General features: G+C 61.2%; 26 protein-coding genes and 1 pseudogene. 14 read left to right on the forward strand and 13 right to left on the reverse strand.

The genetic code is table 11. From position 1 onward, the window contains the following. Window positions 1-949: 949 nt before the first annotated feature. Together N4S67_RS06235 and N4S67_RS06240 are read right to left on the reverse strand one after the other, a co-directional pair. The gene (locus N4S67_RS06235) at window positions 950-1,201 is read right to left on the reverse strand and encodes a hypothetical protein (RefSeq protein ID WP_260992107.1); all 252 of its coding nucleotides are present in this window, start codon (window positions 1,199-1,201) and stop codon (window positions 950-952) included. 377 nt (window positions 1,202-1,578) lie between these two features. Next, a complete protein-coding gene (locus tag N4S67_RS06240) occupies window positions 1,579-3,159 on the reverse strand; it encodes a nitrilase-related carbon-nitrogen hydrolase (RefSeq protein WP_260992108.1) in 1,581 nt (526 codons plus the stop codon). 389 nt (window positions 3,160-3,548) lie between these two features. Between N4S67_RS06240 and N4S67_RS06245 the strand changes: the two genes are divergently transcribed. Continuing rightward, on the forward strand, window positions 3,549-4,121 hold the full coding sequence (locus tag N4S67_RS06245; RefSeq protein WP_260992109.1) for a TetR/AcrR family transcriptional regulator: 573 nt from the start codon (window positions 3,549-3,551) through the stop codon (window positions 4,119-4,121). Window positions 4,122-4,242: 121 nt separating this feature from the next. Here the strand turns inward: N4S67_RS06245 and N4S67_RS06250 are convergent, their stop codons facing one another. Then, the gene (locus N4S67_RS06250; protein WP_260992110.1) at window positions 4,243-4,944 is read right to left on the reverse strand and encodes a TetR/AcrR family transcriptional regulator; all 702 of its coding nucleotides are present in this window, start codon (window positions 4,942-4,944) and stop codon (window positions 4,243-4,245) included. A 90-nt stretch (window positions 4,945-5,034) separates the two neighbouring features. On the opposite strand from N4S67_RS06250, the gene N4S67_RS06255 reads away from it, so the two are divergent. The 5 genes from N4S67_RS06255 (at window position 5,035) to N4S67_RS06275 (ending at window position 11,162) form a co-directional block, all read left to right on the forward strand. Further along, complete coding sequence (locus N4S67_RS06255; protein WP_260992111.1) at window positions 5,035-5,904, forward strand: SDR family oxidoreductase; 870 nt, start codon at window positions 5,035-5,037, stop codon at window positions 5,902-5,904. A 205-nt stretch (window positions 5,905-6,109) separates the two neighbouring features. Next, window positions 6,110-7,063 carry a PQQ-dependent sugar dehydrogenase gene (locus N4S67_RS06260; protein WP_260992112.1) on the forward strand — a complete coding sequence of 318 codons (954 nt, stop codon included), beginning with the start codon at window positions 6,110-6,112 and terminating at the stop codon, window positions 7,061-7,063. 695 nt (window positions 7,064-7,758) lie between these two features. Next, the gene (locus N4S67_RS06265; RefSeq protein ID WP_260992113.1) at window positions 7,759-9,387 is read left to right on the forward strand and encodes an FAD-dependent monooxygenase; all 1,629 of its coding nucleotides are present in this window, start codon (window positions 7,759-7,761) and stop codon (window positions 9,385-9,387) included. Window positions 9,388-9,480: 93 nt separating this feature from the next. Then, window positions 9,481-10,335, forward strand: coding sequence for a VOC family protein (locus tag N4S67_RS06270; RefSeq protein ID WP_390893317.1), 855 nt, complete (start codon window positions 9,481-9,483; stop codon window positions 10,333-10,335). Continuing rightward, the gene (locus tag N4S67_RS06275) at window positions 10,257-11,162 is read left to right on the forward strand and encodes a fumarylacetoacetate hydrolase family protein (protein ID WP_260992114.1); all 906 of its coding nucleotides are present in this window, start codon (window positions 10,257-10,259) and stop codon (window positions 11,160-11,162) included. Before N4S67_RS06270 ends, N4S67_RS06275 begins: the two co-directional genes overlap by 79 nt. Window positions 11,163-11,374: 212 nt before the next feature. On the opposite strand, the gene N4S67_RS06280 is transcribed toward N4S67_RS06275, so the two are convergent. The 3 genes from N4S67_RS06280 to N4S67_RS06290 all read right to left on the reverse strand — a co-directional run bounded on the left by N4S67_RS06280 (window position 11,375) and on the right by N4S67_RS06290 (window position 12,634). Then, window positions 11,375-11,980 carry a LysR family substrate-binding domain-containing protein gene (locus N4S67_RS06280; protein WP_313959938.1) on the reverse strand — a complete coding sequence of 202 codons (606 nt, stop codon included), beginning with the start codon at window positions 11,978-11,980 and terminating at the stop codon, window positions 11,375-11,377. Next, the gene (locus N4S67_RS06285) at window positions 11,926-12,309 is read right to left on the reverse strand and encodes a LysR family transcriptional regulator (protein WP_260992116.1); all 384 of its coding nucleotides are present in this window, start codon (window positions 12,307-12,309) and stop codon (window positions 11,926-11,928) included. Before N4S67_RS06285 ends, N4S67_RS06280 begins: the two co-directional genes overlap by 55 nt. Before the next feature lie 88 nt (window positions 12,310-12,397). Next, complete coding sequence (locus N4S67_RS06290; RefSeq protein ID WP_260992117.1) at window positions 12,398-12,634, reverse strand: hypothetical protein; 237 nt, start codon at window positions 12,632-12,634, stop codon at window positions 12,398-12,400. Window positions 12,635-13,119: 485 nt separating this feature from the next. Between N4S67_RS06290 and N4S67_RS06295 the strand changes: the two genes are divergently transcribed. Further along, on the forward strand, window positions 13,120-13,404 hold the full coding sequence (locus N4S67_RS06295) for a hypothetical protein (RefSeq protein ID WP_260992118.1): 285 nt from the start codon (window positions 13,120-13,122) through the stop codon (window positions 13,402-13,404). 566 nt (window positions 13,405-13,970) lie between these two features. Here the strand turns inward: N4S67_RS06295 and N4S67_RS06300 are convergent. Both N4S67_RS06300 and N4S67_RS06305 read right to left on the reverse strand, forming a co-directional pair. After that, the gene (locus tag N4S67_RS06300) at window positions 13,971-14,591 is read right to left on the reverse strand and encodes a hypothetical protein (RefSeq protein WP_260992119.1); all 621 of its coding nucleotides are present in this window, start codon (window positions 14,589-14,591) and stop codon (window positions 13,971-13,973) included. 566 nt (window positions 14,592-15,157) lie between these two features. Next, window positions 15,158-15,316: pseudogene (locus N4S67_RS06305) on the reverse strand (IS30 family transposase); the annotation flags it as partial. A gap of 191 nt (window positions 15,317-15,507) precedes the next feature. On the opposite strand from N4S67_RS06305, the gene N4S67_RS06310 reads away from it, so the two are divergent. After that, the gene (locus N4S67_RS06310) at window positions 15,508-16,053 is read left to right on the forward strand and encodes a TIR domain-containing protein (RefSeq protein ID WP_260993025.1); all 546 of its coding nucleotides are present in this window, start codon (window positions 15,508-15,510) and stop codon (window positions 16,051-16,053) included. A 104-nt stretch (window positions 16,054-16,157) separates the two neighbouring features. Here N4S67_RS06310 and N4S67_RS06315 read toward each other — a convergent pair whose 3' ends face one another. Next, window positions 16,158-17,681, reverse strand: coding sequence for a Clp protease N-terminal domain-containing protein (locus tag N4S67_RS06315; RefSeq protein WP_260992121.1), 1,524 nt, complete (start codon window positions 17,679-17,681; stop codon window positions 16,158-16,160). Between the two features lie 267 nt (window positions 17,682-17,948). On the opposite strand from N4S67_RS06315, the gene N4S67_RS06320 reads away from it, so the two are divergent. From N4S67_RS06320 to N4S67_RS06335, 4 genes are all read left to right on the forward strand, one after another. After that, window positions 17,949-18,266: a hypothetical protein gene (locus N4S67_RS06320; RefSeq protein WP_260992122.1), complete on the forward strand. Its 318-nt coding sequence runs from the start codon at window positions 17,949-17,951 to the stop codon at window positions 18,264-18,266. Between the two features lie 257 nt (window positions 18,267-18,523). After that, a complete protein-coding gene (locus N4S67_RS06325; protein ID WP_260992123.1) occupies window positions 18,524-19,567 on the forward strand; it encodes a Clp protease N-terminal domain-containing protein in 1,044 nt (347 codons plus the stop codon). Between the two features lie 19 nt (window positions 19,568-19,586). Next, window positions 19,587-20,111: a hypothetical protein gene (locus tag N4S67_RS06330; RefSeq protein WP_260992124.1), complete on the forward strand. Its 525-nt coding sequence runs from the start codon at window positions 19,587-19,589 to the stop codon at window positions 20,109-20,111. After that, a complete protein-coding gene (locus N4S67_RS06335; protein WP_260992125.1) occupies window positions 20,081-20,533 on the forward strand; it encodes a hypothetical protein in 453 nt (150 codons plus the stop codon). Before N4S67_RS06330 ends, N4S67_RS06335 begins: the two co-directional genes overlap by 31 nt. A 67-nt stretch (window positions 20,534-20,600) precedes the next feature. Here N4S67_RS06335 and N4S67_RS06340 read toward each other — a convergent pair whose 3' ends face one another. The 4 genes from N4S67_RS06340 to N4S67_RS06355 all read right to left on the reverse strand — a co-directional run bounded on the left by N4S67_RS06340 (window position 20,601) and on the right by N4S67_RS06355 (window position 23,847). Continuing rightward, a complete protein-coding gene (locus N4S67_RS06340; protein ID WP_260992126.1) occupies window positions 20,601-21,158 on the reverse strand; it encodes a hypothetical protein in 558 nt (185 codons plus the stop codon). A 77-nt stretch (window positions 21,159-21,235) separates the two neighbouring features. After that, on the reverse strand, window positions 21,236-22,162 hold the full coding sequence (locus N4S67_RS06345; RefSeq protein ID WP_260992127.1) for a toll/interleukin-1 receptor domain-containing protein: 927 nt from the start codon (window positions 22,160-22,162) through the stop codon (window positions 21,236-21,238). A gap of 18 nt (window positions 22,163-22,180) precedes the next feature. Beyond that, window positions 22,181-22,384: a toll/interleukin-1 receptor domain-containing protein gene (locus tag N4S67_RS06350; protein WP_260992128.1), complete on the reverse strand. Its 204-nt coding sequence runs from the start codon at window positions 22,382-22,384 to the stop codon at window positions 22,181-22,183. A 437-nt stretch (window positions 22,385-22,821) separates the two neighbouring features. Then, on the reverse strand, window positions 22,822-23,847 hold the full coding sequence (locus N4S67_RS06355) for a hypothetical protein (RefSeq protein WP_260992129.1): 1,026 nt from the start codon (window positions 23,845-23,847) through the stop codon (window positions 22,822-22,824). 561 nt (window positions 23,848-24,408) lie between these two features. Between N4S67_RS06355 and N4S67_RS06360 the strand changes: the two genes are divergently transcribed. Together N4S67_RS06360 and N4S67_RS06365 are read left to right on the forward strand one after the other, a co-directional pair. Beyond that, on the forward strand, window positions 24,409-25,581 hold the full coding sequence (locus tag N4S67_RS06360; protein WP_260992130.1) for a toll/interleukin-1 receptor domain-containing protein: 1,173 nt from the start codon (window positions 24,409-24,411) through the stop codon (window positions 25,579-25,581). Continuing rightward, a complete protein-coding gene (locus tag N4S67_RS06365) occupies window positions 25,578-26,177 on the forward strand; it encodes a hypothetical protein (protein WP_260992131.1) in 600 nt (199 codons plus the stop codon). The genes N4S67_RS06360 and N4S67_RS06365 overlap by 4 nt, the downstream gene beginning before the upstream one ends. The last annotated feature ends 53 nt before the right edge of the window (window positions 26,178-26,230 follow it).

Genomic DNA, 26,230 nt, shown 5'->3' on the forward strand with positions numbered 1-26,230 from the left:
GGAAGCCGTGGTCATTAGATCGGGAACAGTGGGTAGCGCTGTTGCGCGAGCCCTCACCGAACACGGACACCAGGTCGTCACGGTCGGCCGCGACACTGGCAACCACCGCGCGGCCTGCGCGATGTCCAATCCTTTCAACGACCTCGACAGTGACGAGGAAGCTCGCTAGTGACGGCGACACTAAATCATCGTCGCAAAGACTGGCTTGGGTATGAACCGCCCGCGAGCTGGTCTCGGACGGCCACGATGTCGACGTCGGTGCGCGTGACATAGTTCGAGTCCGACGCGCCTCGGACCAACTCGCGACACGTATCAGCCACCTCGACGCTGCCAACCTTGGATCCGTGGCTGCGGCCGCCGCGGTAATGGCCGCTGTCGGAGCTCTCGACGTGCATCGCGGAGTCGTCAGCTGACGGTCGATTCCTGACGGTAGCCGGAGGTCACCGCCGATTCAGGGCGAGCAGCTTCTGAGACGAACCTGATTGGTGCGTCCGCGTCACGCATGCCCTTCATCCGCTGCATTGGAATCGGCCGCGCTTGTAACCGTCAACGTAAGCCTTCCAATTCGCGGTCTGGGACTGCTCCCCCGTATTTTTGATCGGCGGCGGACGACGAGATGAACGCGCCCGCCTCCGAGAAGACCAGGGCAACGGGCACACTCGCAGATCCCCATCTTCGACGGTGGCTCGTACTTGACGCTTGTCCCGCACCCCGGCGGGGTGACCGCCGTGATTGACGAGGACATCGCCTCGGTGCACCGACGCCCGATCCTGACCACGACACCATGGGGCTCGTGGCGAACCGCGAGAAGAGGACGCCCCGCAGCTCGGTAGCGCGAGCACACCGGGGAAAGTCATCGATCCGTTGGTGACGGTCGGCTGATCGGTGGTGGACCTCCGATGGCTGAGTAACGTCGTTGATTGTTGTAGTTCTCAGCCAGGAGGCAAGGTCAGCGCATCGTGCTTCGTTGGGGGTGAGAGACCGCCGGTAGGCCACTCGGTTTGCAGGGGTGCGGTTGTAGCGCAACACGTTTCCGTTCTACGAGGGGCAGTTCGGCGATGACGGCGGCAACGTCAGCCGAACGTCTATAGCTCCAGTGGTTGTCGGTGATGACCCGCTCGGTGGTGATGCCGCGTGCGGTGAAGTAGTCCACGGCGCGGGCCAGAAACGCCCCGCGGGTGGGTCCTTTCTGGTCGGGCAAGTTCTCTGGGAGGCTAGCCGCGAGTGGTCATCGACGAGCGAATGCACGTATTCAAAGTCGAAGCGGGTCTTCTTGCGTTCAGCCGTGTCACCCACTCTGGTGATCGCCGCGCAGGCTGCTGCGGTGCGGCTGCCGCCCGCCGGTCGCGACGCCCTAGTCCGTGGCGCTCGCGATGCACGTGTGATCGAGGACGCCGCCTGTGCCGTCGCTATGTTGCAAGCGGCGACCTCAGCGTAGGTTCGGCGCTAGTCCCCAGCGGTTGGTCCGATGGCGACGCGCGAAACCATGGTGCGAACTCGACTTCGGAGACGGCGTCGATACCGATAGCGTTGAGCGTTCTCTTCGAAGACAAAGTCACGGCCAATAATGTGCAGCACTCAGCGCATTTCGCGCCTAGACCGGACTGCAGTGGCAGACGCGATAACGAGTCCAGAAAGGCTTACCCAGATGAGAACGTCACCGAGCCGGTTGTAGATCGTCCGACTGCCCGTTGCCGGCACGTCGGCGAACATCACGTGACTCTGGGTACCCGACGTATCCTGAGTCGCAAGAACCTGGCCCAAACGATCGAAAGCCGCCGCTTGGCTGTTGTAAGCCGCACGGATGAGCGAATAACCGTTCTCGATTGCCCGAAGCTTCACCCATTTGAGGGTGTGCGATCGACCAAGCTCCGGCCACTCAAGGCCCGGCACCATCATGATGTCCGCATCCACGCGGGCCTGAGTGGGAAAGTCCGCGTCATAGCAAATGACATTGGTGAGGCGGCCAAACGGCGCCTGCGCAACCGGGGCGGGACCATCCGCCGGCGGTACGGGCTCAAGCATGGGCACCGGGTGCCGCTTGTCGTAGGACCAGATCTGACTCCCATCGGGTCCGATGAGGAACGTCGCATTGCGTGCGAAAGGCTCGCCCATCGCGGCGTTGATGTAGATCTTCTCCTGCTGCGCAACGTCGCCGACCTTGGCTACGAATCCCGATGTGTCCGCATCACTCAGGACCGGCGCGGCCGTTTCAGACCAAACCACAACTTTGGCGCCGGCGCGAGCCGCCTCGCGGGTGCTCCGAAGAAGATCATCGACGACCATCGCATAGGCGGCGTGCGCGACGGCGGGAGCGACATGCGCCACCTCGTCTTTGTTAGCGAAGAGCCCCGTCTCGGCGTGCAGGCCGCTCGTCGGATTGACGTACTCACCGGAAGCAGTTAGCCGGCCTTCGATCATCGCGCGGGCGGCACGTTGCACATCGACACTGGGAGTCACCGTCGCCATGCGGACATAGTTGGTAGCCGACGGAGTGAAGGCCAGCCGTAGGCCACCTCCGACCAGCGCCAGCGCTAATACGGTGGCGTAAACCATTGTGACTCTGCGGGTTCCGGGCGTCCTGGGGTTGTCCCAAACCCAGTTCACAGTGGTGGCGAACCATCCGATCAGAAATCCGATGCTGTAAGGCCCTAAGAACGCGACCAACTGTAGAAGCGACAGATGTTCGGTCTGCGTGTTGGCGCGCAAGCCGTAGATCACGCCGAGCGGGCTCAGTTCACCCATTAGAAACTCCGTGCACGCCCATGCGGCCGGGAACACCATCAGTTTGCCGACCATGCCGAGACGGGGCGTCAGCAGCCGGTCGACCGCATAGGGCAAGACGAAGACCAGTCCAAACGCAACGGCAATCGCAAACTTTCCTGCCGTCAGGCCGCCGCCCAGTTCGAACGCCCAGAACATCGCGTTCGCGACCGTCGCCAACCAGAGGACAGGGACGGCAATCCAGAAGCGGCTGATACGCGAAAATCGCAGCAGGAACACCGGAGCGATCCAGGCCGCCAACGGAATGTCCCACCGGCCGCCGACAGCAAACAGCGACGCGGTGAACCCGATGGCTAACAGGGTCAGCGGCCCGCCGAAGAGCTGACCGCGGCGGGGCAGTTGTGCCGCGGCCGTGTCCATTTCCATCGTCGACATGGTCTCCTACTTCGATCGATTCGGTTGAGGTGGTGTCGAGTAACACCGGTGTGGACATCCAGAGAGACGGGAAATCGCAGACTTCAGTGATTCAGTAGTCCGCGCTATATCAAGCTGTGGCATGTCGATTGGCGCGTCCGCGGTGAAGCGCGACTGCCAGCCCACCACGTTTCATGCATGTACGTTGCTGTTTCGGATGGCTGTCCGTACTTGATGGCCGGCTCTCCTGAGCCCCGAAAGCCCTATGCGGCTGGGATTACCGTCTGTGAGCAGTACGTGTTGTCGCGCATGTAATCCCGCCTTTCGCCGTTCCCCTGGCTGCAACGCTAACACAAGAAGTGACCGCGAAGTCATTTTTTTATGACCTCTAGGTCATATATGCTGGTAGCATGACACCGGCGCGTTCAAACGAGGTCCCCGTCACGCCCAAGGGGCGAGAAACCAAGGAGGCGCTCCTTGACGCTGGCGAGGCCGTGGCAGCACGCGAGGGACTATCCGGACTCAGCGTTACCGCGGTGACCACCCGGGCAGGAGTGGCGAAGGGCACATTCTACGTGTACTTCGCCGATCGCGCCGCGTTCATCGAGGCGCTTGATCGCCGATTCTATGAGCGCGTCAGAGAAACCGTGCTCGACGTCGTCGCGCCCCTCGCTCCCGGCAGAGATCTGCTCATCGCCGCCGCAACAGCGTATCTAGATGTGTGCCTTGCCCATCGTTCAATCAAGGCGTTGATCCTGGAGGCGCGGGTACATTCGACGCGGGGCGCGACGTTCGCCGAACTTGTCGACCAATTCACGGCGATCATGGCCCCCAGTCTCGAAGCCATCGGCATGACGCCGGTGGACGTGTACGCGCGCCTGGTTATCGCCCTCGCTTCCGAGGTGGCCATCATTGAGCTCGAACGCGAAAGCAGCGTCGACGACGCTCGCGCCGGCATCCGCAAGATGCTGAGGGGTTGCTGAAATTACACCGCAATCTGCGATAGCGCCGACTCAAGAAGGTCGTCCGCGCTCACGCTCGCGTATGAGGTAGTGGCGCGCTCCCCGTGTAGGTAACGCACATTCGCGCGTACATAGAGCGCGCTTATGCAGTAACTGAGAGCCGGTCCAGCCATTCGCTCAACAGCGCGGCCTCGGCATCGGTGAGGACCCTGGAACCCCGGAGCGACGCCTTGAGTGCGACCGCTCTGGTGGCCACCCTGTCCGACTCGTCGACACTCGCCGCGTCAGTCGTGATGACCGACAGAATCGCCTCGCGCGTCGCGGCAGATAGACCCGTGTCCCGCTGTTCCGGCGGCATCGCGATCAGTGTCAAAACCACACCGCGGCAGGCGGAATGCATCATCTGGGCGGCACGGTCGACACTGACCCGCAAACGGCCCGCCTCGGCGATCCGCGCCACGATTTCGCGCAGTACCGCTTCGGCCTCCTCGACGGCCACCGGGCTAGCGTGCGGTCGAGGATCCCCGTAGAGAACCGTGTAGACCGCAGGGTGGGTCAGCCCGAACTCGACGCTCAGATCCCAGCCGCGGCGAAGGTCGTCGACGCAGTCTTTCGCGCGCGGCCGCGTCTTCTTCCGCGCCAGGTACTCGGCGAAGCCATGGCTGGCGGCGGCATCGAGCAACCCTCGCATATCTCCGAAGTGCCGATAGATGGTAGGCGACTGAACGCCTGCCGCTGCACAGACTGCCCGAGTGGTCACCGCGTCACGGCCCTCGCTGTCGAGAAGTTCGGCCGCGGCGCGGACGATGCGTTCGCGGGCGCCGCCATCGTCTCCCCCTGACATACATCATTGATAACAGACGCACGTTTGCGCTGCCAACGTATCGGTGATATCACTTCATTAGTACTAGCGCTAACAGATCGGAAAACTTTCATGACCGAGAACACCGACCAAGAACCTGTCCGATACACCATGATGTCTCGCCGCTCGATGCTTGCGGCGGCCGCAGCGGTGTCCGCGGGCGCCGCAGGCGTCGCTGGATTCGCCGCCGCACAAGGCGGGGGCCCGTCGTCCAACTCGATGTCAGCCGTGGTGACCGGTTCGTCGCGCGGGATCGGTGCGGCGACCGCCCGCCGGTTGGCTCGCGACGGCTACGCGGTGACCGTCAACTGTGTGGTCAGGCGCGACCTCGCCGCTGGCGTGGTGCGGGAGATCGAGGCGGCCGGAGGCCGAGCGGTGTGGGTGCAGGCCGACGTCAGCGACCCGTCGGCGGTGCGGAAGTTGTTCGACGAGCACGAGCGGGCGTTCGGCCGCCCGGATGTCGTGATCGCCAACGCGGGGATCATGCGGTTGGCGCCCTTCGCCGCCATGACTGACGACGATTTCGATCACATGTTCGCGGTCAACGCCAAAGGCAGCTTCAACACGCTGCGCGAAGCGGCGCGCCGTGTCCGCGACGGCGGACGCATCGTGACGCTCTCATCAAGCATCACGCAATTGCGCAGTCCGACCTACGGGCCATACGCCGCGACCAAAATGGCACAGGACATGTACGCCTCCATCCTGGCCAAAGAGCTCGGGGACCGCCGCATCTCGGTCAACGCCATGGCGCCCGGCGTCGTCAACACTCCCCTGTTCACCGACGGCAAGAGCCCCGAGCAGATCGCGGGATTCGTTGAACGGACCCCGCACGGGCGCCTCGGTGAGCCCACGGACATCGCCGATGCCATAGCGGGACTCTGCAGCAGCGACGGCGCGTGGGTGAACGGCCAGACGGTGTTCGCCAACGGCGGCATCGTCTGAGCGGCCGACGCAGTGCACGACCATGGTCATTAAGTTTGGCATCCTGATGATTTTGGCCTCCATGGCAGGACTCATCTCCGGATGCGCCCACCCCATGCCCGCCGGCGAGAAATCGGCCACCGTGTCGGTGCAGGCGCAAAGGCCCGTCGGACCGCAAACACACTCCGCGCCAGGTGAAGTCACCGAAGTTGCCGCTGGTTTACGAATGCCCTGGGGACTCAGTTTTCTGCCCGACAGCTCGGCGCTGATATCCAGCCGCGACACCGGGGAGATACATCGGGTTCTGGCGGACGGCACTATGACACTGCTGGGTCACGTCGACGGCGTATCCGACACTGCGGAAGGTGGCCTGCTCGGCCTCGCGGTGTCGCCGGATTTCCAGACACACCGAACAGTATTCGCATACGTATCCGGCCAGCCTAGCAACCGCGTCGTCGCCCTACGAATCGACGACGACCTCACGTCGTTCACGGTCGAGCGCACCCTCGTGGCGGGTATCACCACCGACAACCGCCACCATGGTGGCCGGCTGGCCTTCGACCGGGATGGAAACCTATGGATCGGTACCGGCGACGCGTTCGACGGAACCCTCGCACAGGATCCGTCGTCGCTCAACGGCAAGGTCCTCAGGATCCGCCCCGACGGGTCGGTGCCCGACGGTAATCCGACTGGCACTCCGGTATTTTCCATGGGACACCGCAACGTGCAGGGCATTGCGTTCGGCCCCGACGGCACCGTCTACGCCTCCGAATTCGGTCATCGGACGTGGGACGAGGTCAACGTCCTTCGGCCGGGCCTCAATTACGGCTGGCCGCTGGCCGAAGGGCACCAGGGCGACTTCGGACAACGGCCAATTGTCACGTTTCACCCCGACGTTGCCTCACCCTCCGGAATCGCCCACGCCGGTGGTTCATTATGGATGGCCAGTCTGCGGGGCCAACGACTCTGGCAGATACCGGTGCACAACGGGGAGGTGACCGGAGAACCCGTGGCGCACTTCCAAGGCCGCTGGGGTCGCATCCGAACCGTCGAAGTCGCACCCGATGGTTCGCTGTGGCTACTCACATCCAATACCGATGAAGCCACCTGGGGTGGCAACCCGCCGCGCGAAGGCGACGACCGCCTCCTTCGACTGGAACTCCGCGCGACCGGCGGATGACATGGATCTCATCTACCGAGCTGCAGGCGCCGGGCGAGAGTTCGAAAGGCCGCCGTGGAGATGTGCGGTCATCGGAGGCGCGGAACCCGATACCGGCATGGTTGGCACCGACATCGAAGTGCGTGTTGAGGCCTCGGTAGGTGGCCACCGCAGACCCGTGCGCGGCGACAACCCCGCGGGAGTGCACCATGGCCCGACACGTATCGACGGCGACGCCGGTGAATCCGTGGTGCTCAGGCTGCTGTGTGATGAGTTACGGGGACGCAGGTCCGGCATCGCGATAGGAGCTCCGGAGCCAGGGACGCCTCGCCACCAACATCGCCTGCCTAGCGGGTGCGGTCGGCACGATAAGTAAGGGCGTGGCGCCCAGCGTGTCCTCGTAGGACAGTTTCAGCGCCTTGACGCCCAGCGTCGCGACGACGGCAGCGCACGAGGACACATCGTTGCCCAAGCGTGTGCAGGGAGCCCACCACACGCGCGTAGCGATTCTCGTAGCTCGCGCGAGCCGCGAATCGCAGAACTTATGGAAGCGCAATCAAACTTCAAAGAACTGCCATCGCGCACCGAAAGGCCCAATCTCCTGGCCGCGAGGCGATCCAGCAGTCATCCTGCATTACAGGACCAAATTTTTGCAAAACAGGAGACTGAGTCTACGCTAGCGTCCAGTCGCGTCCCAGCTTTTCTTAGGAGGTCGGGTGGGATCCATCGCCGCGGTACGAACGCCAGATGTGGCGGTTTGCGGCGCAGGACCGGTGGGACTCACCTCGGCCGCCTTACTCTCACAACGGGGTCTCAATGTCGTTGTTCTGGAGAAAAACTCCACGACGAGCAACGAACCCAAGGCGATCAGTGTTGACGACGAAACACTGCGTGTGTTTCAACACGCCGGCGTCGCCGATGCTGTAATGGACGTGGTCGTTCCGGGCACCGGTACCCGCTACTACGACCGATACGGCGCCGCGCTCTTCCAGGCCCGCGGAGCAAGTCCGTTCCGCTTAGGTCACCCCTTCAAAAACCCCTTCGCACAACCCGATCTGGAACGCGTCCTCGTCGAGGCGTTACGCGCCAGAGCCCAAGTCGACCTGCGGTTCGATACCGAGGTAGTGGATTTCGAGCAGGCTCCCGACAAGGTGACTGTTCATACCCGGGGAAAAAGCGGCGATCAAAGCTTCGACGTGCCTTATGTATTCGGCTGTGATGGTGGCCGATCAGCCACGCGGCTTTTACAGGGCGGCACCATGACCGGTCGAAGCCACAAGGATGTCTGGTTGGTTGTCGACACGATCGGCGATAGCCACACCGAGCGATTTGCGATGCACCATGGAAACCCGGTACGCCCGCACGTGATCGTACCGGGACTAGCCGGAAGATGCCGGTATGAATTCCGATTGTTTGATGGCGAGGGTCGGCCGGAGGACACGCCGGCGTTCGAGCTAATCGATGCCCTCGTGTCGCCCTTCCGTCCTATCCGGCCCGATCAAGTCGTGCGGGCGGTCAACTACCGATTCAATGCCGTCGTCGCTGACCAATGGCAGATCGGTCGGTCATTTCTGCTCGGCGATGCCGCACACATGATGCCGCCCTTCGCTGGGCAAGGCTTGAACACCGGAATCCGCGACGCGGCGAACCTCACTTGGAAGATCGCCGACGTCCTGGACAACAAGCTCGACCCGTCCGTGCTCGCGAGCTACCAACCCGAACGTGCGCCGCACGCCTGGGCAACGGTCCGGCTCTCCGAGCAACTGGGTCGCATCGTCATGACCACCTCGGCACGCATTGCCAAGCGCCGTGACGACATCATTCGAAGCGCGGTAGCGACGTCGGACGGACGCAAGTTCCTCGAAGAGATGCGCTATCGGCCCACGCAGCACTACACCGACGGACTGGTGCTCGCCAGCGACGATGCCGACATCGTCGGCGTCAGCATCGGCCAGCCGTTGGCATTCGACTCGCGCACACACCGCGTCGATTGGCTTGACGACATCGTCGGAACACGCTGGACGCTGTTCGGAGTCAACGTCCACGAGGAAGATTGGTCGCAGACCGAAGAGCTCCGCAGGTGCCTTGAGGCGTCCACCGCCGTGATCTCCACGCGGGAGGACCTGCCCTGCACCGACCACCAAGTGCTCATCGACGTCGACAACGGGCTCAACACCGAGTTCTCCCCCTATGCCGGACGTTTCGTGCTGATGCGTCCCGACAAGTTCGTCGCAGCAGCATGGCGGCCGCGTAGTTCGGCAGAGGTCATCCCGAGCTTGTTGCGATGGACCACCGCATACGCACCGGCGACGCCGGAGCTCCAAGACGGTCAGCGCACAAGTTGAATCAGAAAGGCCAGCCTCGTGACTAAACCGCTTCGCAATATCCTGCCTGAACGCGACGCAGCAGAAGCGCTCTCGCACACCGCGGTCTCCCACATCGGCTTGTCCGTTCCCGATGTAGAGGTGACCGCCGATTTCTACGGCCGCGTTCTGGGACTCCGGATCCAACACGATCTGCCCGGAGGTGGCTTGCGATTGGGATGGGGAGCCGGCCACCACGTCATCGACCTGACCCCCGGCGAAACCGGACTGAGCCACTACGGATTCGAGGTGCGTGACGACGACGGCATCACCAAAATCACCGAACGTGTGAAGGCCGCCGGTTACGCGTGCACCGAGCTGCCGCAATCCTTCATCGACTATCCCATCGGATCGCCCCACGGCATCGCTGTTGTCGATCCCGACGGGACAACGGTGCACTTCCACGGCGCCGTTGAACGACAAGGGGAAAATGCGGCAGATCCCGGGCGGCGGCCGATCAAATTCCAGCACATCACAGTCGGGACGGTCAACGTCGAACCGATGGCCAAATTCTTTGTCAACGTGGTGGGCTTCCGTATCTCCGACCAACTCGAAGACGGCCGGTTCGCTTGGCTACGCAGCAACCGCGACCATCACACGCTTGCCGTCGTTAACGTCGGTCGCGCCGGCATCCTGGACCACTACTCCTACGATCTCGCCGAATGGGAAAACTTCAAGACATGGTGTGATCGCCTCACAGACGCCGGCGTCACTGTGAGTTGGGGTCCGGGCCGGCACGGTCCCGGCAACAACCTATTCATCTTCTTCGAGGACCCGGCCGGAAATCACGTCGAGCTGTCCGCTGAGATGGAGAAGTTTCACGACGATCGTGTGACTTATGTTGCCCGGCAATGGAAACCGATCCCAAGTTCAGTCAATCTCTGGGGTGGACAGCTGCCGCATTGGCGAAAGACAAGTCAGGAGGACTAACCATGGCCTATGCAACATATCTGCAGGACGGCACTACGCAAGTCGGCGAGGTTCACGGTGACCAGTTGATCCCGCTAAGCGGCATCGCCGAGCTCGGAACCGGCACCGTACCGGAAACGCTGGCCGCGGCTGTTCGGGATGAGTCGGCTGCGGTGCCGGTGGCCGACGTCACGATGTGCCCTGTCGTACCCAATCCGTCGAAAGTGATTTGCGTTGGGCTCAATTATCGCGATCACATCCATGAGACGAGACGCGAAACACCCAAGTATCCGGTGCTTTTCCCGAAGTACGCATCGAACCTGATTGGCGCCTACGACGACATCGTCTTACCACCGGAAGTCGCCCAGCCCGACTACGAGGGCGAATTGGCCGTAGTTATCGGTCGCGCCGGACGGCGGATCTCCGAGGACGATGCGCCCGACTACGTGTTGGGGTACACAGTGGCAAACGATGTCACAATGCGTGACTTCCAATACAAGACACATCAGTGGATGCAGGGAAAGGCGTGGGACGCCAGTACGCCGGTGGGTCCGATACTGGTCAGGCCCGAAGAGATTGACCTTGATGCGGCCGGGATCCGCACCCTACTCAACGGCGAGAAGGTTCAGGAATCCGAAATCAACCAATTGCTCTTCACCGTACCCAATTTGATCGCCACGATCTCAGTGTTCACCGAACTTCGGCCCGGCGACCTGATACTGACTGGCACGCCCGGGGGCGTGGGTTACCGCCGCGACCCGCAGCTATTGTTGTCCGACGGAGACTCCGTTATCGTCGAAATCGACGGGATCGGCGCCACGAAGAACACGGTTCGGACATCGACTTAGACATCTCGTGCATCCATGTCGCCTTTCGTCGGGCGAAGAGTTGGCGGCTTGAGCGCGTGCGCAAGCACTCGTCGGTGAGGATGATCTGGGCGTGGCGCACAGCCGGTCGATCATGGCTGCGGCGACGCCAAAGTGGGTGTCACCCAACGTGAATATGATCCCCGTGAATAATGCTGGCTACCGCCCGGACGGTCGGCACATTGCTTCCGCGGTCAATCCCCGGGGCATCTTGCCGTTCCGCCGTCATGCGCCTGCTGGCGGTTCCGGATCTCGTGCACAATATCAATAAGGGGCCGCAGTAGTGGGTCGTCGTCCTGTTCAGGCCGCCATAACGCCACTTCGCAGACCTGCACATCGAGATCACCCACAGGCCGCCAGACGGCCTCTCCCAACATCAAGACGCGCACCTGGTTCTCGGGCATAAACGTCATCGCATCACCGCTGGCGACTAGGGTGAGGAGGGCTTCCAGATCAACGACTTCGGCCATCACTTGCAAGGTAATGGCGCGCATGCCAACCGCGACGATGATGTCATCATGCAGTCGCGGATACAGTGAACGCGGTTGCATCAGCACCGATTCACCTCGCAAGTCGGCCATCATGAGGTTCGGCCGTGCCGCGAGGGGGTGGTCATGCGCCAGCACGACTCCGAGTCGCTCGCAGGTCACCTCGGTATGGCGTAACGACCGATCTGTGGGTGGGTAGTTGCCGTACCCGAAGTCGATCTTCCCAGAGTGAAGTGCTTCCCACTGTTCGGCGCTGCTCATGGGCGTGAGCCGCACCGTAATTCGGGGGTGCCGACGACGAAAAGCCACCACGATTGAGCCCAACGTGCCGAAATATGCACTGCCAGTTTCGAACCGATAGCGAGGGTCCCTATTTTGCCCTGCGCCATCAGCTGGGTCTCCTGGACTGCGTCCTCGACGGTGGCGATGACCCCGCGCGCTTTCGTCGCGAAGTGTTGTCCGGCGGGTGTGAGGCGCACACCGCGTCCCGCGGGCTCGAGGAGTTCGACCCCTATCTCTGCCTGCAGGTCACGCATCTGGCGACTCAGTGGTGACTGGGAGACGTGGAGCCGCTCGGCGGCACGCCGGAAATTCTCTTCCTCAGCAACGACGATGAAGTAGCGCAGGTGTCGAAGTTCCATTAGTACCTAAACCGGAATTGAGACGTATCAACTCAAGAATACTTTAACAAGGTCTTGGACAGTGAAATGATGCCGCGCCGGAATTGACCTAATAGATGCACGAACAGACGGGTTCAAGCACCATTGACCGTGTTAACCGTAAGCGGGCAGGGTTAACGTCGAAGTTCATGGTGACGAGTTCCTTCTTGCCACCATCCAGATTGTTGCCGTCATCGAGCCGTGCATCGGCGGCTTCCCGATCCGACGCGTGCTGCGGGCAGTTCCCGGGATCACCAACTTGTACCGGCGACTTGATGCGCCGCAGCGGTGCGCCAGGTGTGGGCACCGGAAACACCTCGAATGGTAGCACTGCCGAAGTAATTCAGGATCCACCAAGACTGATGGGTAGGCACCACGCATTCGATATAGTTGCGACGCAGGTGACTCACTTGAGAATTGACTCGCTTTTTGCGACCCATATCTTGATCGCGCGCGTTCCGCAATGTGTCGATATAGTGGACGAATTCGGTCCAATCGATCAGCCGCACCCATGCGCCCGGGAGAGTGCCGCGTGCAAGTAGACGGGCGAAATCAGTATTGGGTGGCATAAGTTCCTCGGGCTCCAAGGCGTTACCGAAGGCGGCTCGTCGACGTCGAATCCAGACTGTGGTCATAGGCCAGTTGGCTACGTGTCGTTTTGCCAGCCCAAATTCCGCCGACTCCACCAGATCCTTCTCGTGAGAGCGTGTCCTAACTCGGTGGAGCCCGTGCGCTACGGTGGCAATCCACGACGTAAACCTCGCAACAGAGTCGCAGCGAGAAGATCGAACTGTGGTCGACGATGCAGGTCGCGCGGACTTCGCCGCCGGAAAGATCGCCGGGCCCCCTCGCTCCACGGAATCGACTCGCCCCAACGGGGTGCCAACCGGGCCCGACATCAACGCGCCAGAAAGTTTCGACGTCGACAGGTACGCGACGATGATCTATCAGGCCAATCTCAGGCTGGGATTGACCTACGCGCAGATCGGGTACAACACGACACCGAAATTGCGGCATGTCCTCACACAGGCCTCTGCGGCGTCGACGGTTCGGCGCCGCCGTTCTCGTCCGACATAACCAGTACCTGCCGGAGTAGTTCCGTTGTCCCTGATACCACGGGAACGTCCGCCATGGGCGGCCCCCAGCGACAACCTCGGCGTCTACCGCGCCCCAGGTCGTTGAGACCTTATTGCCGTCAGCGTCTTTGAACCATGCCTCGGCGAAGTCACTTTCTATGGTTACGGCTGTCTTCATGGCCGCTGCCCTTCGGTTGTCCCCTCCCAGCCGATGTCGACGTTCGGTCGCGATCAATTTTCAGCGCCAGAAACGACGCTATACCTCGCCAATCTCGTTGGCAACGTTGGTCTTAACGTAGGGTCTTAAGGTGTCGTCTTAGTCTGTGGTCTTAACCTAGAAGAACACCACAATTCCTCGGATAGGTGCGCAGCCGGCGGCGCTTGTTGGTTCTTCCTTTGGTTCCGAAAACATCCCGACAGCCGACAGTACGGCGCCGAAGACGGCGTGACTACGTGCGGCGAGTCCTTCGAGGCAGGAGTCCAGCGCTTCGCCTTCGACTGCGGTGCGGCGATCGGCAAGCGTCGGAGAGGATTCACCTCGCACCCATTCGCGCCGCTTAGCCTTACTTAGGCGGAATGACGCAGCGCCTCATACAAACTCGTGAAGGCCGAAACCTCGGCGTTTAGGAGGGCGTCGAAGCCTCTCGGCAAGGGCGAGCTCGCTCGATGCAGTTTCGCCCGGCGGATGTCAAGGACTGCCGGCCTGCCGATGCTAGAAGGAATCGCCAACTCAACGATGCGGTTGGCTATCCGTGCCGCATCACTGGTGAGTTCAGGCTCCTTGTAGTACAGCCACACGAGGTCTCGTTGATTCCTCGATCGAACGATGATGGGCGGCGAGACTCTGACCACTAAGTCCTGTCGACGCCAATCCTCGCCACGAGGATTCACTACGACGTCCTTGCCTCTGCGCCAGCGCTGCCAACCGCTGGTCAACGCTTGGTAGTGCTCTTTCTTCCTCACGCTGCAAGACTCGCATACCTGGTTAGTTCGGCTCACGTCGTCCCGATTTGCGATGCCGTCGAGCACAGCTTTTCTCATGGGACCGTAGAAATCGCGTTCAAACGGATAGGGTTCGGCGTACATGCTGACGGTGTCTGCGACAGCTGCAATCCTCCCTGTGCTGCGAGCGCACACGAAGTCGACGAAGCCGCCAAGACGGATCTCTATGGCAGATGCATCAGCCACAGTCGTCTCCAATCCAGTAGCGTAGAGTTGGCGCGCCACGGCTGCGTCGCCCAGATCTACCGGGTGCCAAGATAATCATCAGTCTCACTTCCTTGTCATATATGGCCTCGGGATGACATCCGAGATGAGAATGTGACATTTCGAATGAGAACCGACAGCAATTGATGTAGGTTCTCAGATTCGGTGTCATATGAAGACGTCTTGACATGGCATAACACAACCCGTCTCATGTTGTGTCATCTGCGATTTGTCTCAGATTCGTGTCATTTTTTTTCAGTCATACCGAAGATGCCCGGCGGCGACGGTGGGTGCCCGCGCACAGCCCGTGAAGCCGATGCGTTTCTTGTTTCGTCACGTGGCCGCCAATCCATCCGCCGATAAGCGCATCCAATGGATGCGAGCCGACTGGCCGATCAGCTATCCGATGACGTTGTTCGCTATGCCTGTAGGACTGCAATCGCTTAATGCGAAAGACCCTCGGACAAAATCCGTGAATTGTACTCTCTAACAAACTTTTAAAGAGCCTTCACGGATAATCGTCATTATCCATGGCGCTTGCTAGCGGTCTAAGCAACAGCGGTCGGTTTGATCGAGTTGGAGAGTAGTTCGTCGAGGGCTTCGGCGCGTGTTTTCCAGTCCAGTGTCTGGCGGGGTCGGCGGTTGAGCTTGCTGGCGACGTAGTCGAGGTAGTCGTCGAGAAACACCGACAGGTCAGTGCCTTGGGCTTCGAGCGAAGCTCGAGCCGCCGCCTGAAAGGCTGTGGCTGTCTGCGTCAGGTACCTGTTGGACGACCGTCATGCGGGTAATCATCGCTATTGTTCCCCCTTTGCACCATACTGGGGCCAGGCAGTCAACATGAGGGGTTCGTACATTGGGCCATTACCAGCAACGTCAACTCGAAGCGTTCGCGGCTCGCGTGGCGGCAACAACCGTTGATCCAACTCGACACAAATGTTTTATTTCGTACCACGCAGCCGATGTGGACGAGGTCGCAGCGTTCATTGATAGTTTTGGGACGGAGTTTATTGCTAAGACTGTCGGTGTTACCGATGAAGATGACTTCATCGACAGCGAGGACTCAGACTACATAATGGATCAAATACGTACAAAGTATCTGGGGAATTCGACGGTAACTATTGCGTTGATGGGAAAGTGCACCTGGGCTCGACGGTATGTCGATTGGGAAATCTATTCATCGCTGCGGGACAGCAAGTTGAGTAAAGTCAACGGATTGTTGGCTATTCAGCTACCTAGTGGCGGCGATCTGCAGGCCCGTATCAATGATAACGTCAAGCGCACGGAGAGCGGCGTGGATAAAGGGTACGCCCGCTCGAAAACCTACCCAACTTCAAAAAGTTCGCTGCGAAGCTGGATCAGCGATGCTTTTACCGCACGGACCAGTCGCGACCATCTAATCGATAATTCGCGAGCGCGGCGGCTTAGTAGCGCTTCGTGCTTCTGAGATAGGTGTTGTCGCTTTCGAGTCGTTGCCTCGCCACCGTGCGGCTATATCGCGCTACGCCGAAACGCCAATCTCTGAATCTATGGGCATCACACCGTGCCTGATCAGTCCGACTGATGGTGCACAAGTTCGTTCGCGGCACTCCTGAGCGCAGGCATGTCGATGCCCATCGCGTGTAGCGCGACGCTAGCGTCATGGTCGGCGGCAAGGAGCGCGACTAGCACGTGTTCCGCCTTTACTCCGGTGTTGGCTCCGTCGGCCAGTTCGATGGCGTGCGTGACCACTTGCCGCGCGGCGTCGCTCATGTTGTCCAGCGCGAGGGGGTCCACTCTCCGGGAGGCAACTGGTGTCAGCGCCGAATCACGAACTTCGAGCCCGATGAACTCGGCAATCGAACCGTGCTCCCGAGGCAGCATGCTACCGCGGACGATCTCCTGGGACATAAGGATCGTGGCGCCGAACGACACCCAGTCTCGCCGATCTGAGACATAGAAGCATGGTTGACCTTCGTCGTCGACGCCGATCGCGGTGACCGTCCGCAGTAGCACGCCCAGCCAGGCGCCGGTCTCCTTTTCCTGCTGCACTTGGTCGAAGTCGATCCCGAGTTGGCCCAGTACGCGGTGCAGGCGATTCCAGGCCTGCGACTCATCGACCGGCGGTAGCAGCACGGTCGCTTTCTGTGCAAGCCCCCACTTGCGCAGATGCGTAAGCTCCCAACGCAATCCATCGGTCACTCCGGCCACTAGGATGATGCTGTCGACCCGCTTCGCGGTTTCCTCGACCTCTGACTGCCAGCCCTCATCGGAGACGTAGGTGCGTACAGCCCCGAGCTCGGGCAGCGGCTCGCCGGGCTTGCCTATGGCGACAAGTGGCGACTCGGACGACACGAGGAACGCCATGAGTTCCTCGAACCTCACCGTTAGGCCGTCGAACACACCGAGCAGGCCCACATTCGGGTTCGGTGCACGGAACCGCATCGCGTCGTCGTTGAACGAGCGGAGGAACAGGGTGTCCTCGTTGGTGGCGTCCCGGCCGAACCGGCCCGGCATGCCTGTCGCTAGGGTGCGTTTTGCGGTGCTCGTGGCAAGTCCGGCCGCCGCGAGCAGCGCCAGAGCTGACAACATCTGTATCGCCCAATGCCACACGCTGGCACCAGCGTCGGCGAACCGTGCGGCTGACCAGATCCCCACTACTCCGGCCAACAATATGGCCCAACTGATCACCGCGTAAATACCACCGCGCAGGGCGGCACTTGTGTTGCCGAACCGTCTCGCATTCGCGATCTGTTCGATCACACTTTGGGGACTGAGTTGCGGCAACAGGATCAACCACAGCAACAGCGAACTCAGCCACCATGGCATTCCACGGCTCAACAACGCCACAGCAACCGCAACCAGCAGGGCGGGCCAAGCCATCGACCGGACCATCGCCAGGCGACGAAGCTTTCCCATCGCCGGATGGTCGACCGGGCGGATCCGAACACCCGCCGCCTCGGCGTGGGCGAACGCGGCGTAGTGCTGGACTCCCCACTTGTGCGTCCATCGTCTCAGCCTGAAGTCGGGCGACCGCAAGTAGGATAGCGTGTTGACCAACACCGCGAGTGCGGCGAGCGTCACGATCACCGGCACAGCGTCACCTTCACATCGATCCCCGAGTGTGTCGTCTTAAGAACGATATTGTGCAACGCTCCCTCTTGCGGTGGTTCGATGTAGCTGATAATCGTCGCGCATGAAACTCTCCGAATCGTTCGGGCTGCTGGGCATCTCAACGCTCGGGGATTCCGACAGCAAGTATGACCGGTACCTCCCCCGGCTGGACCGCGACGTTCCATCGCCTTTTCCGAAATCGACGGCAGACGCATCGAATCAGCGAGGGTCCGTGAGGTCGCGCAGTGGGTGAGCACCCTTGAGGACAACGATGACCTCGCCCACGCCGTCCTCTCCTCTGGCAAGCGGAACCTGCGCACGATCGGCGCGAAGTCGACCATGTACGTCACCGACGCGCGAGTCGCGTTCGTCCAGGACAAGGTGACGTCAGCCAATGAGCGGGTTGTCGGCCACATCCGGTACCCGTGGGTCGATGCGATCATCTGGCGTCCACGGCAAGGCAGATTCAAGCTGCCGAAGCTTCAAATCTGGATGCACGAGGACTTCCCGGTCAAGCACCTCGGATCGTGGGACCACTACATCGACTTGAATTCGACGACTCCGTAAATACCGCTGCGGTCGCACTCGACCTCGCGCGGCGAGTGTCCGCACACAACCTCGCACACGGGGCTCCCGCCTGGACTCACGACCGGCTACGCGAGCAATCCCAGATCACACAATTGCCTGAACCGGACGAGACCGGTGCCGGGCTGTGGGAATGTCCGGCGAGTGTTGCATGCCCATACGGCGCCGAGTACATCAACGACTCCGCGACCCGGGCGGAGTGGATCGGCCGTGGCGGGCAGGCGCCTGAGGCTGAGCCGGTGGCCGAATCGGAGGAGCCGGAACAACGTGCGCCCTCACTGATCATCCTCAAACGCATGCTTGCCCGCGGAAAGTCGATCGCACGGGAGCGAGGTCACTCCGTGGTCGGAACCGACGATCTACTCCTTGCATTGCTCATCGATGTCGATACCCCCGTCGGCCAGCTCATGGAACAGCATGGCGCCGACTATGATTCGGTGAAACTCCAACTCGCCGCCAGCCAGCCGCGGTACGGGCCGCAGCCACAATCCCGCCGGCCGCATAGCATAAGGGTGGGGAATCGAAAGTTGGGCTTCACCGTCGCGCTCGGACTTCTGAAGTCGATGCGCGGAATCGCGAGCAGGGAAGCCGCCGACGATCACGAAGGCGCATTGGCGCACGGACAGCAACTCGATGCGCTGGCCGAACGCTCCGGCATCTCGACCCTGCGAGCCTTCGCGCACGTCCAGGTCGGCAGCTCAAACTTGGCACTTGGACGACTTAACCCGGCGCACAACGCATTTGCGGCTGCGGCGGCGCTACACTCTGCGCCGACAGTCACCTGGTCGGTGTTTGCGCCGAAGATAGATCCCATCGAAGTCGTCGACGACGCGCTCTACGGACTCTGCGAAGTTGCCGATCAGCGGAACGACGCGGACAAGTCGGCCGAGATTGCTGCGCTAGAACACCTCCGCGAGTTCCGAACGCAGTACGGCTCCGACGAGACTGCCGCGTGGACGGCTGAGAGGCTTGCGCGCATCCATGCGGTAAACGAGGATTTCGCCACTGCGGCCCGGTGGGGCGAAATCGCAGTCGAAGAGTATCGGCGGGCGGGCGCCGCCGAGGGTGCTGCCAATGCGGCCAGGAGTGTCGCAGAGTCCTATAGGCGATCGGGGAATCCCGAGCGCGGGCTCGCAGCGGCCGAACAGGCTATCGAAGGGGCGGTTGTTGCGTGTAACAAGGCGCCCGAAGTGTCCGCGCGGTTCGAGCGGGCGCGGGCGAACAGGGCGCTGGGTAAACCGACGGAGGCTTGGCAGGAGTTTAGTTCTGCTCCTGCCCGATGAGCGCCGACGGAATCCGTCGATGGCCCGCGCGATCGTCATCGAAATGGCAGAGATCGACGTCGTTGCAGGCGCTGCTCACGCGGTCGCGCTCGCCGACACGAACGTGGTATTCAATGGACCGCGATCTGCAGAGATCACCCTCTCTGCGGCTCGCTCAGTACTCACGGACATCGACGAAGCTCGGCGGTTCCTGATGCATTCTGTCCGATTCGCCGTCGGTGTGTTGACGCATCCCGACACGGTCGACGGAAACGTCGACCGCGCGTTTAGCACTCTCAGTGGTGCGCTCACCGCGTCGGATGACCCGCAATTCACGCACCAAGCAGTGCAAATGCTCGTGGGCCCGCTGCGGCTCCTTGCCCCGGAGCGCCTGCGGCGACAGGAATGCCTCGACTGCCTGAAGGTTCTTGACAACGCAGAACGGTATGGCGTGCTGGCGGCGCTTGCCACGCCGATTGTCGACCGGCTCGCCGAACCGCCGCGGACGACGCGCATCCGACCAGCGGTGACTTGGTGGCTCTGGTACGCCGGCAATGGGAGCTGAGCCGCGGGATGAAGTTCTCAGGTCTGGAGGAAGCGGCCCTCGCAGTGCATGAAGACTTGATCAGTTGGATGAGGAAGGCAGCCGACATTTCATCCTCGGAGCGGGCACGTCTCGGGTTTTACCTCACGAGCTACGGCGTCGACCTGATGGGGGCGAAGCGGTACGACGATGCCTACGACACGCAGACCGAAGGCATCACCCTGCTGCGAGCGCTGATGTCCGCGGGCGAGGATTGCGCGAGTGTCCTCGTCAGCGCGCTGCAACTTCACGCTCAACTCGCCGCCCTGAGCGGAGACCGCCCCGCGCAACGATCGCGACTGGAAGAGGCCCTCACCGTGATCGACAGCGCCGGCGCCGCGGACTGGGTAGACGAGGCGCGGACAGAGATCCAGGCCAAACTCGACGCGGCGGACAATGCGTGACGCCGTGGCCGGCGGTCATTCCTTTCATATTGCGAGCGCCCGTATCTCGCCTCGACCAGCGCCGCGTCTACGTTGCGGCCTGGCGCGCAGCGGTCACGAAGGCTTCCCAGCGGGGACGTTTCGACTCGTCGTCGAGTGATCTCTCCACGTTGACGACGGTCGACGTCTCATCAGTAAATGCGATCTTGATGACGGTCGGATAGAACTCCGACGTACCGCGGCCGAATTCTCGATTCCGCGAGATGTAGCGAACCGCGACGATCTCAAACGCCGTGACCGTACTCACCGGCCGCGACCAAGCAGTTGTTAATGCTGGCTCAACCGGATTGCCGAGCCCCCTGCCTTGTCGCCGCTGATCGTCCTCGCCGTAGTCGTAGTTGTCTGTCTCATATTTGGCCTCCACGAATGCGATGGAATCGACAGAGAAAGCCCAGAGCTTCCAGACCGTGTCAGGCTCCGGGCTGAGCAACGTATGGGAAGCAACTATGTTGTCGGCGGTCCCGACGAGCGTCCGCAGTGTGAGAATGAGGCTGTAGGGCGGCAGGCGTACAGCCCCACCAGGCGCATTGGCTGCGTAGGTGTGTCGGTCGATTTGCGCCCATTCTTGCTCGCTGGGTGGGATCATCGCGGGGCTCTCCTCTCAGAATGAGAGGGAGGCTAGTCGCGGATCCCGACATGTTCGGCGCGAGCGTCGCACAGCGATTAGCGAATGGAGCCAAGCCTGAGGGCCAACTTCGCGGTCAGCTCGCTTGCAATCTCGGAAGCTCTGGCGCCGAGCGTCGACGCTGGAACTGAGTCGTTGGGCTCTATGCGAAGCGATGAACTCGATGCCATTGTGTAGAGAAATTGTGCCGACGTGCGCCTCTCGATGTCCCCAGCCTGGCCTACCATCAGCATCGTGATGGGTTCGACTGAAACTGCGAGCGCCACTTCGCCTACGCCATGAAGCCCGGTGTTAGCGTGCAGTGACAGCGACGCAATTAGGCGATTTTTGACGTCCTCCTCGTCAAAGACCGATCCGAGATTGCCGTACGGCAACGGCAGCCACGTGACTACGCGCCGGTCACGATACGCCGCGATTCCTTTAGCGCCGTGTCGGGTCTCGTTGCCCGGCGAGGACGCTTCGGCGCGGTCTTCGAAAGCACCGGATTGGACGGCTTCGTTCTGGTCGAACAGTCCGCCCTGGCGGCCGAGAATCGACAACGCGTCAGGTAGATCGCGTAGCACGCGTGCCTCTAAGTTCTGCTGATCCATCGGGATGCTGTGCAATTCGAGCGTCGAGCGCGAGTACTCAGAACGCGTACTGTCGGCCCGCCACTGCACAGCGATCGACTGATCGAGCGGCGTCCATAGCGGTCGCGACGCAGACGCCCGGGCCAGTTGCGAGGTAGGGAAGGCTGGTTCCACGGTACTTCCCGGAAATGACGGAGCGACCGCGGGTTTCGTGCGGCCGGGACTCAGCTGCGAGAGCAGACGCTTTCGCGCCGCCTCCTCATCAAGACCGACGAGATCACAGTAAATGATTTGGCCCAGTAAACCCTCGATGTCGCAAGGTGCCACTCGTACCGGAACGAGTTTGCGGCCCAGACCTTTCGGGTCTTGCGCGAACTTTGCCGCCCATTCCGGCACCGTAAATTCGGCATCTAGCTAGTCCTGCGACAACACCGCCAGGGTCCGTTCGCATTGCTTCGCCGCATTGTCCATCTCCACGACGAAGTTGCCGCCTGGCTTGAAGTCCCAATCTTGAACGACAGTCGTGTACCCCTCTGATTCGAGCACCCACGCGATCCACTCAGCCCACGGCCGGTCTGCCTTGTTGTAGCTGATGAAGAAGTCCTTCGGGTACGCCATATCCCGATTTTATTCAGCTGTGTAGGCAGATCGGTCGTCAGCGGTCCACAAACGGCCCCGACGGATCACCGGCCCAAGACGCATCGTTGAATGCCTTCAAGCGCGGTCCGAAAGAAAGAGGTCGGCATATAGCACCAGATGAAGCGGTCTCCTCCTCCCCGATCCGGCTGGTAGGTCGCACGTCATTGTGCGAAATCTTATGCTGAGTAGCGGCTGTCGTCCTGCCTATGTCTTGACGATGTGGACTCACCGCAGATGCTTACGCGCCTAGCAGAGTTCCGGAGCGAGGCCGCGTCCGCCGAAACTCACCCCCAGCCCGATCGAATGCCCCGGGATTGAGTATGCCGCTCGGCCCGTGTGTTATCGCTTTGGAACACAGTGTGATTCATCCGCGTGCGTAGGCAGAGTGTGTGACCGGTAGAACTGTCTTCAGCTGATCAATCATCAGCTTCCTCATCATGCGGCTTGAGACGCTCGAGGCAGTCCTTGGCGCGACGGATCCATCCTGATTCTTCAGTCTTTAGTACACACTTGGAAAATAACTCAATTGAGATTTCGCGTAGTTCGTCCGTACGGCAAGCATTTTCATTCTCGGCCAAGAGTCCGGATAGTCGGCGTCGGGCTCCAATTTCAGACAGGTCGAGGCCCGCGGCGGCACGGATAGCGGAAGCAACATCCAGTTCGAACAGCGAGGGAATCAGGCGTCGCGCCAGGCCCACATCGTCTGACTCGTTCGCCGAGCGAACGCAATCGTCGAGGAAAGCCGGATCAGGCGGCCGCTGACGATATAAGCCAGCGAGGTTGTCAACAGTCAGTCGCTGGATGCCCTGTTCGCGGCTGCTCAGCAGGGCCAGAACTGTGTCCACACTGGTTGTTTCGCGGTGAGCAAGCGCCTGGATGGCAAGCTTTCGCCACGCCTTTTCCTCAAACTCGTCGACTGCGAGCTCTTCGGCGGCAACCAGATCTTGAGTCGTCAACTGCGCATGATCTTGCATCAGCATCGCCAAGGACTCCTTCCTGGCGCGGGCCGCCAGAGCGTCCAGTCCAAGAGCGAAGAGTTTCGCCGCTTCGCGCCGATATACCTCGACGAATGAATCCATGTTGAATGGCACGATGGTCAGCTGGCGAGACATAGAGTCAATTTCCGATAGCGTCTGAACGAGGTTTCGTTTCCCGAGGTCCGAGATGGCGGCGTCAACGTCCACGTATCGTTTCAAGGTCAGGTATTCCTGATATGTGTCGTCCAAGCATAAGATTATGAACGGAATGCCAGAGCCCAGCGCTTGCTGAAGCTCGACCGTCCAAGTAATTTCGCCGTAATCGGCAAGAATCGCAAATACGCATAGATCAGCACTATTAACCGTACTCTTCGAATTAGTGACCCAGCTTGCTGTCGCCTTGTTCTGATAGCTGATCTGACCTGAGAGGTAATGCCACGGTTCGCCGCCGAGTTCGTTCGTCACACGCGCGAACTGCTTCTGTATGGATCGGGTGTCAGAGGCTCCGCAAAGCATTATCCGCAGCATTAACATAGCGTCTCACGATCGGGCGCCGATACCGCTCCGATTCTTCATCCACTCTTAGGGATAGGTCTGGGGTCTGGACAGCTGATCACCCAGTCACCCGGTAGATTCGTCTAGGGCCAAGCGTGCGCGGCGGCCAGGATTCAGGGTCGACCGGCGGTGTGCTGACCGCTGATTCATGCGGCGAAGCCAACTCGCGAATTGACGAATTACCAAAGAGTACAACAGGACTCAGACAGATGTCGTAGCTGCACAAATGCTCCGAGCCGCGAATACGCGACCTACCGATCCGATCCGAAGACCCTCCCCCCGGGTTGAGCGCAGATAGGCGGGGACCAGCGATTGAGTCTGTGGACTCGAGCCATCGAGTGGTGAGGACGGTCGGCGGGCACATGGGCGCTGGTCTTGCGCAATGAACTCGGCTCGTCTGCTCGTCTGCTGGTCTTGAGGCTTCTCATGTTCGTGACCGCCGACTGTGATGAGTCGCGCTACCGTTGATCCATGACAGCAGCGAGGTCCCAGCCCGACGGACACGTATTTCTGTCCTATCCGCAGCAGATGCGGGCGCAAGCGGAGGTGCTTCGGGATCGACTCGACGCACATGGCGTCACCGCACTGTCATCGGCCTGGATTCAGCCCGGGGCCGATTGGCAAAAGGCGATGGCGGAGTCCATCCGCGACGCAAGTCTGTGCGTGGTGCTCATCTCTGTTCACGATCCCGAGAATCGGGAGCAGCAGTTCGAGACCAGTCAGATTCTCGAGGCGGCATGGAGCGACCCGGAGCTGCGTGTGGCGGTCGTAGCACCAGCGGTGCGCGCCATTCCCTCAGCGCTGCGACACCAGCGCTTCGTGCAGTACTTCGCCAACGACGAGGTGGGCCTGGATTCCTGGACGTCGAACCCTCTGGTCGTCGAGCAATTCGTCGACAAGGTCCTTCTCTCCGCAGCAGATGCTGCCGACGACCGGGGACAGCCGCCTCCCGACGACGAAACGATCGATCAATGGCGAAACCGCCTCGTCCATGTCGGACGCGGCGACATACCCAAGGAACAGCGCACACAGGTGCTCGAGCAGTTGCGAAATGATCTGGAAGCAGCAAGTATCGGGCTCGGCGTCGCTGCCGCACAAGACCCACAACCCGTGCTAAATAGGGGTCTGCTAGCGGAGTCTCTCGGCGACCCTGACCTGGCCAGGTCGTTCTATACCCTGTTGAAGCCGACCGACTTCAGCGAAGCCCGCCCTCCTGCGGTCGAATCCGCAGATATCGAATACTCGCGGGCCTTGGCTTCCCTGGAAGTCAGCGAGTACGACGAAGCGCTCGCTGGCTTCACTCGAGCAGCCGATTTGAACGCATCGCTTCGCGGGCCTGCGGATCCGCGGACGGTGGCGGCGGAGTACAACGCTGGGGTCGCTGCGGCACGGTCGGGAAAACAGGACGCTGCGGCTTCCCACTATGAACGCGCCCTCGATCGTGCACGCGAAGGGCTGGGCGATCACCACACGCAGACCGCCGCCATCGCCAAGGACCTGGCACAGATCTACACAGCGAAAGGGCGAACCGCCGATGCCGTCTCGCTGCTTCAGCTGGCAGCCGAGGCATATCGACTGGTTGCTCCCGAAGACAGCCCGGAGTTCGCAGGCGTCATTGACCAGCTGCATCGATTGGGCGCATGACAACACCGGAAGGTGTCTTCATCAACTGCCCGTTCGACGACGAACATCGCCTTGTCCACCATGCCATCGTCACTGCGGTCGTTGCCTGCGGATTCGAACCGCGCAGCGCGCTGGAGACAGGTTCCACGGCGCTGCCCCGAATGCAGCGCATCAGTCATGCATTGAGGTCGAGCCGGTACTCCGTTCACGACCTCAGCAGGGCGTTCGGCGACCCTAAGCGAAGCAATCTCGCGCGGTTGAACATGCCGTTCGAGCTCGGCATGGCGTTCTTCCATGCCGAGTCCGTTGGCGTCAGACATGATTGGCTTGGGTTGGTGCCCAGCAGTCACCCTCACAGCGAGTTCATCAGCGACCTGTCCGGGTATGACTTAAAGAATTTCGACGGCACAGCCGAAGGCGTGATACCTCCTCTGTTGTCGTGGCTCGCCTCACGCGTCCCACCCCTGCCAACGGGACTTGACCCCACCGTGCTTGGTGATCTGTTGCCCGACGTGGACGCTGTCATCGCAGCCGAAAATCTCAAATGGGGCGGGCATCTACCGTGGATCAAGTTGGTCGGTGTCGTACGAGACCTGTTGGCGGCGAAGCTCATTTAGTGTGCGACCGCGGGCGTGGTGCGATGAGTCCGTGAATGTGCCCGAAGCGCGTC

The sequence above is a fragment of the Mycobacterium deserti genome (assembly GCF_025345615.1).
Classification (GTDB): Bacteria; Actinomycetota; Actinomycetes; order Mycobacteriales; family Mycobacteriaceae; genus Mycobacterium; species Mycobacterium deserti.